This window comes from Flavobacterium sp., from assembly GCF_040402955.1.
Taxonomy (GTDB): domain Bacteria; phylum Bacteroidota; class Bacteroidia; order Flavobacteriales; family Flavobacteriaceae; genus Flavobacterium.
On sequence record NZ_JBBALQ010000004.1, the window covers coordinates 38,747 to 51,661 of the forward strand.

The 12,915-nt window shown below is 29.7% G+C and carries 8 protein-coding genes and 1 pseudogene; 5 read left to right on the top strand and 4 right to left on the bottom strand.

All coding sequences use genetic code 11. From position 1 onward, the window contains the following. Positions 1–7: 7 nt before the first annotated feature. Positions 8–409 (bottom strand): DUF2721 domain-containing protein, encoded by a 402-nt coding sequence (locus tag ABWP78_RS03450; RefSeq protein ID WP_353169098.1) that lies wholly within the window; start codon positions 407–409, stop codon positions 8–10. 122 nt (positions 410–531) lie between these two features. Between ABWP78_RS03450 and ABWP78_RS03455 the strand changes: the two are divergent. Beyond that, positions 532–2,652, top strand: a pseudogene (locus ABWP78_RS03455) (TonB-dependent receptor domain-containing protein). On the opposite strand, the gene ABWP78_RS03460 reads toward ABWP78_RS03455, so the two are convergent. Further along, positions 2,639–3,544, bottom strand: coding sequence for a DUF1574 family protein (locus tag ABWP78_RS03460; RefSeq protein ID WP_353169101.1), 906 nt, complete (start codon positions 3,542–3,544; stop codon positions 2,639–2,641). The pseudogene ABWP78_RS03455 and the gene ABWP78_RS03460 overlap by 14 nt on opposite strands. Positions 3,545–3,654: 110 nt before the next feature. Continuing rightward, positions 3,655–5,535 carry a molecular chaperone HtpG gene (gene htpG / locus ABWP78_RS03465; RefSeq protein ID WP_353169103.1) on the bottom strand — a complete coding sequence of 627 codons (1,881 nt, stop codon included), beginning with the start codon at positions 5,533–5,535 and terminating at the stop codon, positions 3,655–3,657. Positions 5,536–5,708: 173 nt separating this feature from the next. Between htpG and ABWP78_RS03470 the strand changes: the two genes are divergently transcribed. The 3 genes from ABWP78_RS03470 to ABWP78_RS03480 are packed head-to-tail and all read left to right on the top strand — an operon-like array spanning position 5,709 to position 8,337. Continuing rightward, positions 5,709–6,635, top strand: coding sequence for an ABC transporter ATP-binding protein (locus ABWP78_RS03470; RefSeq protein ID WP_353169104.1), 927 nt, complete (start codon positions 5,709–5,711; stop codon positions 6,633–6,635). 50 nt (positions 6,636–6,685) lie between these two features. Beyond that, on the top strand, positions 6,686–7,693 hold the full coding sequence (locus ABWP78_RS03475) for a 3-oxoacyl-ACP synthase III family protein (RefSeq protein WP_353169105.1): 1,008 nt from the start codon (positions 6,686–6,688) through the stop codon (positions 7,691–7,693). 59 nt (positions 7,694–7,752) lie between these two features. Further along, positions 7,753–8,337: an outer membrane beta-barrel protein gene (locus tag ABWP78_RS03480; RefSeq protein ID WP_353169108.1), complete on the top strand. Its 585-nt coding sequence runs from the start codon at positions 7,753–7,755 to the stop codon at positions 8,335–8,337. Positions 8,338–8,551: 214 nt separating this feature from the next. Here the strand turns inward: ABWP78_RS03480 and ABWP78_RS03485 are convergent, their stop codons facing one another. Continuing rightward, positions 8,552–10,957, bottom strand: a complete 2,406-nt coding sequence (locus ABWP78_RS03485; RefSeq protein ID WP_353169110.1) for a TonB-dependent receptor — start codon at positions 10,955–10,957, stop codon at positions 8,552–8,554. Between the two features lie 179 nt (positions 10,958–11,136). Between ABWP78_RS03485 and argS the strand changes: the two genes are divergently transcribed. After that, complete coding sequence (gene argS / locus ABWP78_RS03490) at positions 11,137–12,915, top strand: arginine--tRNA ligase (protein WP_353169275.1); 1,779 nt, start codon at positions 11,137–11,139, stop codon at positions 12,913–12,915.

The following is a 12,915-nucleotide window of genomic DNA, read 5'->3' on the forward strand; positions in this document are numbered from 1 at the left end:
ATGACGATTATTTTTTTTCGTCCTCAACTAGATCTTTAAGATGAATTCGAAGCGCATTTACGGATATGCTAATCTCCCAAAATGAAATTCCTAATGAAATAAGTAGCGACAATAAACTGATGCCAAAAATATAAATCCCAGCAGCTTCATAGTTTAAAAACAGTAAAAACATCGCAAAAACAGACAAAAACAAACACAATACGCCAAAAAGTTGCATATATCTAATTAGTGTGATTCTTTGGTTAAGGTTTTTAATTTCAACTAAAATGGACTTGTTTTGATCTTGGTCGTAGTTTTTCTTTAAACTTCGTACAATCTGAGCAATGGTTAAAAATCTATTGGTATAGGCTAATAAAATTAATGAAGTTGCTGAAAACAATAATGCTGGAGTTTCAATAGAAAGATTCATCAGAAGTAATTTTAATTTAAATTAATAAAGTTTAAAGATACTTTTTATGTAAAATATAATGTAACTTTTAGCTCATTTTTTCGTCTTACAAGTAACTAAATTCAAATATTTATTTATTTTTTATGAAAAAGCTTATTCTAAATTTCTTATTTTCCACTTGTTTTGTACTTTTTTCTTTTGCTCAAGATACCACAAAAGTAAAAAAAGACGATATTCAAAAAGAAAATCAGATTGAAGAAGTTAAAATTATTAAACAGAAAAAAGCCATTGAGCAAAAACCAGATCGAACTATTTTTAATATCTCGGATCAACCGAATTTAAACGCGGGAACTTTAATGGAAACCATCAAACAATTGCCAGGATTAATTTCTTCAGATGTGGCAGGAATGATGTATCAAGGAAAACAATTAGAGGTTTTTTTAGATGGAAGACCACTAAATATTTCAAGTACGGAATTAAATTCTTTTTTAGAAGGAATGCCCGCTAATTCTGTAGAACGAATTGAAGTAATTACGCAACCAGGAGCCGAATTCCCTGCTACATCTGGTGGTGCGATTTTAAATATTATTACAAATAGAAACGCAAAGAAATATTTAAGCGCTACTTATACCAGTAGTTCAAATTTTAATTCTTACGACAAAATAAGATTTAAAACTTATAATAGCGTATTATTAAATGCTAAGAATAAATATTTTGGTTGGCAATTAAATTTTGGACAAAATTATCGTGAGAATGCCACTTGGTCCGAATTTTTAAATACCAGTTCTAACACTATTTTATCAAAAGTAGAAAGTGATAAAATAAATAGATCGCAGTTTTTAAAATCTGGGATTACTTTTGATATTAATAAAGATAGGTTGTTGTTAAATTATGATATTAATTTGGCAAATAGCAATAGTGAAACAGAAGGTTTTGGTTTAGGGTTTATTACATCAGATAAAGGGAAATCCCATAATACTCGACAGGATGCTACAATAACGTATCAGAAAAGATTTGATTATAAAAGTCAAAAATTAGATTTTGTTTTTAATTATAACAACAATAAAAATGATTTCAATTTGTTTTCAAACGTTTTTAGAAATGCTGTTTTGGATAATTTTTCGAACCAAAATTATTACAACGGAAAATTTGACTATTCGCAAGGCTTAAAAATTTTAGATGAAGGAAAAGTTAGTTTTGGTGCCTTATATGAAAAACTACTTTTTGAAGCTGAAAATTTTTGAAGCATAAATTTAGATTACCAAAGAACAACGGCTGCTACTTATTTAGAGTTTCAAGCGAAATACAATAAGTTCGATTTTATTTTAGGTTCCAGAGCCGAAAAATATCAAATTAACGGCAAAACCACCACAGCTGATTTGATTCCGTTTGACCAATTTAGATGGTTTCCAAACGCTACGGTACAATATAATATTTCGCCACAAATTTTCTTAAATATGAATTACAACAAGAAAATTACATTGCCATCTACTTCTGCATTAAATCCGAACAATACCACGTATCAAAATCAGAATTTAAACACGGTTGGTAATCCAAATTTACAACCTACAATTTTTGATAATTTTGAATTTAAAATTAGCGCTTTTGATTATGCGTATGTTGGCTACAACTTAAGTAGTTCGAAAAATCAAGTGGTTCAACAAGTTAGTTTAAATGGAAATTTAGTTCAAAGCAGTAATTTTAATGTATCGGAAGTAAAAATACATAACTTTAATTTTGCACTTCCTCTGCCTTATATGCTATTTACAAAAGGCTTAAAAGAAACGATGAAATTTGATTTTAATCCAGATAAAATCAACTTTTTATACCTTTATACAGGATATCAATTGCATCAAATTCCCAATGTTACCACAAAAGGTTTTTGGAATTTAAACTTAATGTCCCAAATAATTTTACCAAAAGATATTAAGTTTATTACCGAATTTGGTTTCATCACTTCAGGTGGAAATTACTTTTATTTTGTAGCTGACAAACCATTTAATAATTATTTAGATATGACTTTTAGCAAGAAGTTCCTGAAAGATCAATTAACGGTAACTATTTTTGGAGACGATATTTTTAATATGAATAGAAGTTTGTTCCGACCAATAAATGATCCATTATTATCTTACAATAAAAGTGATACTCGAAAATTTGGCTTTACAATAAATTACAAATTACCAACAAAAAATAAGGCAGCAAAAATAGAACAAAACATACTTAAAGACGACAAAAAGGAAGAAGGAACAGTTATTGGGAATTAATTTTTTTGTCAAGTAATAAAGATAACTTTTTTGCACCAATATCATTTAAATGGTCCGCATCATAAAAATCGGATGTTATAAATTTGTCAGATTTCAATACATTTAAATAACTGCAATTTTGGTTTTTTTGAACCAATTCATTTATAGTTTTAATTGTTTTAGACAATTGAATTTGGTTTAAATTCTTATAATAAGATAGATGAGTAGGCGTGGTAATAAATAGAATTTTAATATTCTTTTTTTGACACATTTTAATAATTTTCTGAAGACTTTTTATATTTCCATCAAATAATTTAAAGTTTTTTGCAGTATGTTTTTTTGCAGTATATTGACCTTCAAATTTTTTTCTTTCTTTTGAGTTAAAGTTTGTTCCCCAACCCAAATTAGACGAAGTTATAAATGATTTATTTAAAACATAATGTTTTACTACTTTTTTTAAATTTAGTAAAATATCAGGATTTAAAGTTTCAAAATTAGCTGTAAAATGATATTTATTTTCAAAGCCATAATACAAGATGTAGTTTTTTAAACGCCATTTTTCAACCTCAGTTTCTAAGGTTTCAAACAAACTAAAATATGAAATAGGAATAATCACTGTTTCTAAATTCGTTAATTTATCCTTGTAATGATGTAAAAGTTCTTCGTCTAAATCCAAGGTTTGCGATACATAAGCAGCATTGAATGTTTGCTTTGAAAAATATTCCGGATTAACGCCATAAAAAGTATGAGAACTTCCTACTATTAAAGTGTTAATTTTTGAAGCATTTTTATCTAAATAGGCTTTTTTTAGTTGATAGTCGTTAGGTATTTTACGAATAGCTATTTCTAAAACCAAAAAGAAAATAAAAATTGGCACTATGATTTTCAAAATATGTAACCAAAATTTTTTCATTTATAAGCTCTGAAATAGTTAATATTATTTTTGTTACTTTAATCGCAATATATAAAAAAATCCTGACAGAAAAAATGTACTGTCAGGATTTATAAAATATGTATTGCTTATTATTTTAGTGTTTCAAAACTTCTTTTTACAAAAGCAGTTAATTCTTCACCTTTTAATAAACCTTGAGATAGTTTAGCTAAATCTAAAGCATTTTTAACTAATTCTTTTTGATTTTCTTCATTAGCTTGTAAAATTGAAGTAGCTAATTCCGAATTGGCATTTACTACTAAATTATACATTTCGGGCATATTGCTCATTCCAAACATTCCGCCGCCGCCGCTTTGACTCATTTCTTTCATACGACGCATAAATTCGGGTTGCGTAATTATAAATGGCGTAGCATCACTGTCTAACGATTCTAATTGAACAGTATACGCTTTAGGAACTACTGCTTCTAAAGACGTTTTTAAGGTTTCTTTTTCAGCATCTGATAATTTAGAAATTTGTGTTTCTTCTTTGTTGATTAACTTATCAATATGGTCTGCATCTACTCGTGCAAAAGTTAAATTTTCATTGTCGGCTTCTAATTTCTGAATTAAATGCGACACAATTGGAGAATCTAAAAGTAATACTTGATATCCTTTGCTTGTGGCAATATCAATATAACTGTGTTGTGTTTCTTTATTTGAAGCATATAAAACAACTAATTTTCCATCTTTATCTGTTTGTAAATCTTTAGTTGCTTCTTTTAATTCTGCTAACGTGTAATATTTGTTTTCAGTTGTAGGATATAAAACAAAATCACCCGATTTTTCATAAAATTTTGGTTCAGAAAGCATTCCGTATTCTAAAACAATTTTAATATCGCTCCATTTTGATTCAAAATCTTCTCTATTTTCATTGAATAACGATTTCAATTTATCAGCCACTTTTCGTGTAATGTAATTTGAAATTTTCTTCACATTGCTATCGGCTTGTAAACCAGAACGTGAAACGTTTAAAGGAATATCTGGCGAATCTACCACACCTTTAAGCATTAATAAAAATTCAGGCACAATTCCTTCAACATTATCCGTTACGAAAACTTGATTTTGATATAATTGAATTTTATCTTTCTGAATTTGTAAATCAGAACCTAATTTTGGAAAATATAAAATCCCAGTTAAATTAAAAGGATAATCTACATTTAAATGAATGTGAAATAAAGGTTCTTCAAATTGTGATGGATACAATTCTCTATAAAAACTTTTATAATCTTCATCAGACAATTCGCTTGGTTGTTTGGTCCAAGCTGGATTTGGATTGTTTATGAAATTATCAACATCAATATATTCCGCTTTATAATCGTCTCCAGCATCATCTGGTTTTGGCAATGCTTCTTTTTTAGTTCCAAATTTTATTGGAATCGGCATAAATTTATTGTACTTAGTAAGTAACTCACGGATTTTATATTCTTCTAAAAACTCCAATGAATCCTCTGCAATATGTAATATAATTTCGGTACCTCTATCCGTTTTAGTATGTGGTTCTAAAGTAAATTCAGGACTTCCATCGCAAGTCCAATGCGCAGCTGGCTCGTCTTTAAATGATTTTGTAAAAATTTCAACTTTAGACGCTACCATAAAAGCAGAGTAAAATCCTAAACCAAAATGTCCAATAATTCCAGAATCTTTAGCGGAATCTTCGTATTTATTTAAGAATTCTTCTGCACCTGAAAACGCCAATTGGTTAATGTATTTTTCCACTTCATCTGAAGTCATACCAATACCTTGGTCGATAATGTGAAGTTTTTTACCTTCCTTATCAATTTTAATTTCTATAATCGGATTTCCGTATTCCGTTTTTGCTTCACCAATGCTGGTAAGATGTTTTAATTTTAAAGTGGCATCGGTTCCGTTTGAAATTAATTCACGTAGAAAAATCTCGTGATCGCTGTACAAAAATTTTTTAATCAATGGGAAAATATTCTCCACCGAAACATTAATTTTTCCTGATGTCATATGATGTTTGTTTTAATTAAATTAATGATTATGAATAGTCAAATTAAGTACCAATTTTGTTTTTGCTGACAAATTGACATTTTTATTTCATCAAAAACACCCTATTTTTTTGGTTACATTTAAAGTAATATATTTACACTTTATTTTTAGAATTATTTTCTTACTATTCGCAAATGCTTCAAGTACACATTCCTTCTTTTTCTTATCAAGAAAAAATTATTTTACAAAATCTAACATTTACTTTAGATGAAGGACAACAATTAGCCATTATTGGAGAAAGTGGTTGTGGGAAAAGTACTTTATTGAAATTAATTTACGGATTATATGACTGCGATAAAGGCAATCTTTCTTGGAAGTCAGAACCTATTTTAGGTCCGAAATTTCATCTTATACCCGGAATGCCTTTTATGAAATATTTAGCACAAGATTTCGATTTAATGCCATTTATAACAGTAGGGGAAAACGTTGGGAAATTTTTATCAAATTTTTATCCAAAAGAAAAACAAAATCGAATAGATGAGCTTTTAAATTTGGTAGAAATGTCTGAATTTAAGCACGTAAAAGCCAAATTTTTAAGTGGCGGACAGATGCAGCGTGTGGCGTTGGCACGAGTTTTAGCACAAGAACCAGAAGTATTACTTTTAGACGAGCCATTTTCACACATTGATAATTTTAGAAAAAACAAATTAAGAAGAAAAATATTTCAATATTTAAAAGAAAAACAAATAACTACATTAGTTGCCAGTCACGATATTAATGATGTGTTGTCATTTTCAGATGAGGTTATTGTTTTAAAAGACACTACTATTTTAGAAAAAGCAACCCCTTTTGAATTATATAATCATCCTAAATATCCATATACTGCGGCATTATTTGGTGAGGTAAATGAAATTGAAATAAATGGAAAAATGCAATCAATTTATCCCAATCAATTGCAAATTGTTGAAAAATCTGATATACAAGTTGAGGTAGTGTCTTCCTATTTTAAAGGGAAATATTATTTAATTGAAGCCAAATTTGAAAATCAATTTGTGTTTTTTGAATCAGAAAATAATTTAGTAGAAAAAAGCACTATTTATCTAACATTAAGGGAAAAATAAGCGTAAAACAAGGCGTATTTTTCTTAAATTTGCTTAATAAATCGAAAAAAATGTACCATTCAAAAATATCGGGCTTAGGTTATTATGTGCCAGAAAACATTGTAACAAATGATGATTTATCCAAAATAATGGATACCAATGACGAATGGATTCAGGAAAGAACAGGAATTAAAGAGCGTCGTCATATTATTAGAGGTGAAGACACCACTACTTCTATGGGTGTAAAAGCTGCAGAAATAGCTATACAGCGTGCAAATGTTGCTAAAGAAGATATTGATTTTGTAATTTTTGCCACACTTTCACCAGATTATTATTTCCCAGGTCCTGGTGTGTTAGTACAGCGTGATTTAGATTTAAAAACAGTAGGTGCATTAGATGTTAGAAATCAATGTTCTGGATTTGTGTATGCCATTTCAATAGCCGACCAATACATCAAAACTGGAATGTATAAAAATATTTTAGTAATTGGTTCCGAAGTTCATTCTACCGGATTAGATATGTCTGATAAAGGCAGAGGTGTTTCAGTGATTTTTGGTGATGGAGCAGGAGCAGCCGTACTTTCCAGAGAAGAAGATTTGAATAAAGGAATTTTATCAACTCATTTACATTCCGAAGGACAACACGCAGAAGAATTAGCTCTTATTGCACCAGGAATGGGAAAACGCTGGGTTACCGATATTATTGCAGATAATGATCCAAATGATGAAAGTTATTTTCCTTATATGAATGGACAATTTGTATTTAAAAATGCAGTAGTTCGTTTTAGCGAAGTCATTAACGAAGGTTTACAAGCCAATAATTTACTAGTTTCAGACATTAATTTATTAGTGCCGCACCAAGCGAATTTAAGGATTTCCCAGTTTATTCAGCAGAAATTTAAATTATCTGACGACCAAGTGTACAATAACATAATGAATTATGGAAATACTACCGCAGCTTCTATTCCGATTGCTTTAACAGAAGCTTGGGAAAAAGGTAAAATTAAAAGTGGCGATGTAGTTGTTTTAGCTGCTTTTGGTTCTGGTTTTACTTGGGGAAGTGTGATTATAAGATGGTAATTTTTTAGAGTATAGAAAACAGAATATAGAGGATAGATGTTTAAAATAATTTCAATTTTATGAAAATAATTAATAAAACGGTTTACATAATTTTAATTTGTTTTTCAATCAATTTATATTCTCAAGTTAGGGAGAAAAACACAATAGAGTTAACCCCTAAAATAGGGTATTCGACATTTAGATATTATGCATCTGGCTTTCCATCTGGAAAATTGAATTCTATAAATTTTGGTGTCACTGGGGATTATTATTTTAATCAAATTTGGAGTATGCAAACAGGAATATTGTATCAAAAAATGGGTGGTAAAACTTTTTATGACAAATTTCAAATAGAATACATTAATTTACCAATTAATGCAAATTGGCATTTTGGAAGTAAAAGAAAGTGGAATTTTAATATCGGAATGACTACAAGTCTTAGATTGAATGACTCAGAAAGCCAAAGTATTTTAGGCGCCAAAATTAAAAATATTCAAAGTGGTTTTAATATTGGAACAGGTTATAAAATTGAAATTTCAAATAGGATTGGAATTTTAATTGATTATCAATTTTTTTCTGGAGCAACTGGTTTAGACCAAGATGAGATATACGTACTTACTAACAAAGGAAGTAATTTAAATTTAGGAGCTGTTATAAAATTATAAATAAAATAAACTCCCAAAAGTCATAGACTCATTTTGAATTTTTTTAATCTTTAGAGTTGTTTAAGTAATTATGAATTATATAGTTGAATTATCAATATTATACTAATGCTAACCTAGGAAACAAAACTTAAAAAAGCGTTCAGAAACTTCTGAACGCTTTTTTAAGTTTTGCCTAATGCCTAATGCCTAATGCCTAAAACCTAGCACCCAACTCCTAAAACATTCCACCACCTTGGGTTTCGTTTTTCTCACGTTGTTTGCGTTGTAGTTCTTTGTTTTTACCGCTACCAAAATTGTAATTGAATCCTACGTAAAAAGTTCTGCTTTCAAATCTAAATTCACCATCTTGACGGAAAGGAATGTTTCCATTGAATCCGAAAAATTGGGTTCTAAACATATCATTCATTCTTGCAGAAAGGGTTCCTTTACCGCTTAAAACACTATAATTTGCTCCAAAATCTACTCGATACATTGGCGTTCTTAAATATTGCAAGCCTAAATCGCGACTTCTGTACATTCCAAATAAATTAAATCGTAATTTTTTTGTAGCAGTAAATGTGTTGTTTAATCGCGTATTAAATGTGGTTACGTTTATTTCTTTATTTTCTGGTAAGTTGGTGTTGATGTTTGTAACGGTTCCTCTAACGGTTTTGTAATACACATCTGCACTTGCGTTGGTTGACCACCATTTTGTTAATTTTAAATTGGCATTAATTTCTGCACCCAATTGACTGTTATTGTCAAAATTATCATATGACATTATGTTTTGAATGTTGTTTAATGGGTTTGGAAAAATAACTCTTGAAATTTCAGCATTAATTAATCGGTAAAATACAGCTGAAGTTACACTTCCTAGACTGAAGATTTTAGTATGATTAATTTCGAATGAATTCGTAAATTGAGGTTCTAACGCAGGATTTCCTCTTGACTCTAATAAAGGTGTGGTCCACTCTCTAATAGGGTTTATTTGTCCAATACTTGGACGATCTACTCTTCTGGTATAGTTTAAATTAAAAGTATTGTTGTCATCTAATTTATAAGACAAGTAAGCTGATGGATACGCTGTAAATATTTCATCTGCAATCGAAGTGGATTCAAAATAATTTGGATTTTTTTCATTTCTTTCAAATTTCGCATCTAAAGTATATTCTTCGATTCTAACGCCAATTTGAGCGCTAAATTTGCCAAATGATTTACTGTAGTTGGTATAAATCGCATGAATGTTTCTGTTAAAAGTAAACGGATTAGTACCATAAAATGCCAGCGATTCATTATAGAAATTGTTTTGCCCATCTTGAATTCTACTTTCAAAACCCATTTCAATTTTTGTGTTATCGTCTATCGGATTCGTATAATCAATATTAAACTGGGCATAATTCGTTTTGCTGTCTATGTCATTCAATCTTAATACACCATTGTTTCTAAAATAGGAGATGTCTTCGTTTGAAGTCTTGGCATAATTTGCTTGAAACTCAATTAATTCGCCTTTCTTCTTAAAGTTATGTTTAAAGTTTAAATCGTAGGTTTGCGTAATATTTCCGCTGTTATTGGTAATGGTTTGAAGTTCGTCTGCAAACGTAGTATTATTGTAATAATTTATATTTGTATTTGAATTTCCTTTTCCATCTGCAATATTCCAGTTGGTAAAAAACGATAAAGTATTGTTGTCATTAATATAATAATCCACACCAACTTTAGCCAAATGAGATGTGTTGGTATTGGCAAAATTGAAATCTTGTCTGTTTTCTAAATTCGGACGATCTGATTCTACAAAACCAAAGCTTCTATTTCTTCCGTGATTAAAGCCATAATTTGTATAAAAATTTACTTTACCCACTTTGTAATTTAAGTTTAACGACTGATTTGTTTTTGGTGTAATTCCAAATGTATAACCAGAAGTTATACTTCCGTTAAATCCGTTTTGTGTGTTTTTGTTTAAAATAATATTAATAATTCCGCTATTTCCCTCTGGATTGTATTTAGAAGAAGGGTTGGTGATTAATTCCACTTGTTTTATGGAAGCAGAAGGAATTTGTTGTAATAACTGTCCCGCATCAATATTGGTTGGTTTTCCGTCAATTAAAACTCTAACATTGCTGTTTCCACGTAAGCTTAATTCCTTAGTTTGTGGATCAATACTTACAGTTGGAATGTTATTAAAAATTTCCGATGCAGTCGTTCCAGAAGCAATTAAATCTTTTCCAATAGTTATTACTTTTCTATCCGCTTTTTGTTCAATTGTAGAGCGTTCTTTTACAATAGATACCGTTTCAATAGTATTGGCATTGGATTCTAAAGTAATATTTCCCAAATTGATTTCTGTATTTCCTTCAGATAAAGCAATCGTTCTTGACGCGTCCATATACCCGATAAAGTTGACTTTTAGAAGATAGCTTTTCAATTCTAAATTTTTTATTTCAAAGCTCCCGTCTTCTTTAGTTGAAACAACTGCGATTGGTTTTTGACCTTCTAAAATGCTAACAGTTGAATAACCAACTGGTTCGTTTGATGTTTTATCAATAATTTTCCCTTTAATTATTCCTGGATTGTTTTGTTGAGCTACCAAATTTATAGTGGAAAAAACAAGTACTAAGGTGCTAAAAATGTGTTTTAATTTCATGATTCTTTTTAAATGATTTGAACACATAAATTACTCCTAATATTCTTCTAAAAAGTGAAGAGTAATTAAAGCGCAAAATATGAATTTTATACATTAGACAAAATTTGTGCATTTTTGTTACAAATGAACTTTTCAATTGGTTAAAAATTCTATCTTTGCACGCTATTAAAAATACGATGATGTTATTACAAGAAATTCTTTTCGAACCTATAAAAAATGCTGTTGAAAAACTATTTCAAATTTCTATTGAAAAAGTTGAATTTCAATCTACAAAGAAAGATTTTGAGGGCGATATTACTATGGTGGTTTTTCCGTTGGTAAAACAAATTAAAGGAAATCCTGTAGAAATAGGAACTAAAATAGGGGAGTATTTAGTAGAAAATGTTGCTGAGGTATCAAAATTTAATGTAGTTGCTGGTTTTTTAAATTTAGTAATTTCAGATGAATATTATATTTCTTATTTCAATAGCATAAAAAATGATAATTCTTATGGTTTTGTAACGCCTACTGAAGGTGAAAAAGCAGTTATGGTAGAATATTCTTCGCCTAACACAAACAAACCCTTACATTTAGGTCATATAAGAAATAATTTATTGGGTTATTCTGTTGCTGAAATCATTAAAGCATCTGGTAAAAAAGTATATAAAACACAAATTATTAACGACAGAGGAATTCATATTTGTAAATCGATGTTGGCTTGGCAAAAATTCGGAAACGTACAAACACCAACTTCAACAGGTTTAAAAGGCGACAAATTAGTGGGTAATTTTTATGTGGAATTTGATAAAGCTTATAAAGTTGAAATTTCTGCTTTAATGTCGCAAGGAAAAACAGAAGAGGAAGCTAAAAAACAAGCGCCACTTATTTTAGACGCCCAACAAATGCTTTTAGATTGGGAAAACGGCAAGCCAGAAGTTATTGATCTTTGGAAAATGATGAATCAATGGGTATACGATGGATTTTCCGTAACGTATACAAATTTAGGAGTAGATTTCGATAGCTATTATTACGAAAGCAATACGTATTTGTTAGGAAAAGATGTAGTAGAAGAAGGTTTAAGTCGCGGTGTTTTCTTTAAAAAAGAAGACGGTTCGGTTTGGATAGATTTAACAGCAGATGGCTTAGACGAAAAAATTGTATTGCGTTCGGATGGAACGTCTGTTTATATGACACAAGATATCGGAACGGCAATTCAACGTGTTAGAGATTTTTCAGACATTGGCGGTATGGTATATACCGTTGGAAATGAGCAAGATTATCATTTTAAAGTATTGTTCTTAATTCTTAAAAAATTAGGGTACGAATGGGCTGAAAATTTATTCCATTTATCGTACGGAATGGTAGAATTACCTTCTGGAAAAATGAAATCTCGTGAAGGAACTGTTGTTGATGCTGACGATTTAATGGCTGAAATGACTACAACAGCACAACAAATTTCTGAAGATTTAGGAAAATTAGATGGCTATTCTGAAGATGAAAAAGAAAGTTTATACAAAACCATAGGTTTGGGTGCTCTAAAATATTATATGTTAAAAGTAGATCCGAAAAAACAAATGATGTTTAATCCAGAAGAGTCTGTAGATTTTAACGGAAACACAGGGCCTTTTATTCAATATACTTATGCTCGTATTCAATCGATTTTAAGAAAAGCAACTTTCGATTATAGCTCTGAATCTAAACTTGTAGAATTACACGAAAAAGAAAAAGAGTTAATAAAACAAGTACAATTATTTCCTGAAGTAATTCAAAGTGCGGCAGAAAATCATAGCCCAGCTTTAGTTGCGAATTATACTTACGATTTGGTAAAAGAATTCAATTCGTTTTATCAAAATGTGTCGATTTTAGGAGAAGATAATTTAGATAGAAAAGTATTTAGAGTGCAACTTTCAAACTCGGTAAGCCAAGTAATTAAAAACGCTTTCGGATTGTTGGGAATTAGCGTTCCTGAACGTATGTAA

Excerpts from the sequence above, each read along its gene's own strand:
- ABWP78_RS03480 (WP_353169108.1), top strand. The coding sequence starts at position 7,753 with ATGAAAATAATTAATAAAACGGTTTACATAATTTTAATTTGTTTTTCA.
- argS (WP_353169275.1), top strand. The coding sequence starts at position 11,137 with ATGTTATTACAAGAAATTCTTTTCGAACCTATAAAAAATGCTGTTGAA.
- ABWP78_RS03450 (WP_353169098.1), bottom strand. The coding sequence starts at position 409 with ATGAATCTTTCTATTGAAACTCCAGCATTATTGTTTTCAGCAACTTCA.
- ABWP78_RS03470 (WP_353169104.1), top strand. The coding sequence starts at position 5,709 with ATGCTTCAAGTACACATTCCTTCTTTTTCTTATCAAGAAAAAATTATT.
- htpG (WP_353169103.1), bottom strand. The coding sequence starts at position 5,535 with ATGACATCAGGAAAAATTAATGTTTCGGTGGAGAATATTTTCCCATTG.
- ABWP78_RS03460 (WP_353169101.1), bottom strand. The coding sequence starts at position 3,544 with ATGAAAAAATTTTGGTTACATATTTTGAAAATCATAGTGCCAATTTTT.
- ABWP78_RS03475 (WP_353169105.1), top strand. The coding sequence starts at position 6,686 with ATGTACCATTCAAAAATATCGGGCTTAGGTTATTATGTGCCAGAAAAC.
- ABWP78_RS03485 (WP_353169110.1), bottom strand. The coding sequence starts at position 10,957 with ATGAAATTAAAACACATTTTTAGCACCTTAGTACTTGTTTTTTCCACT.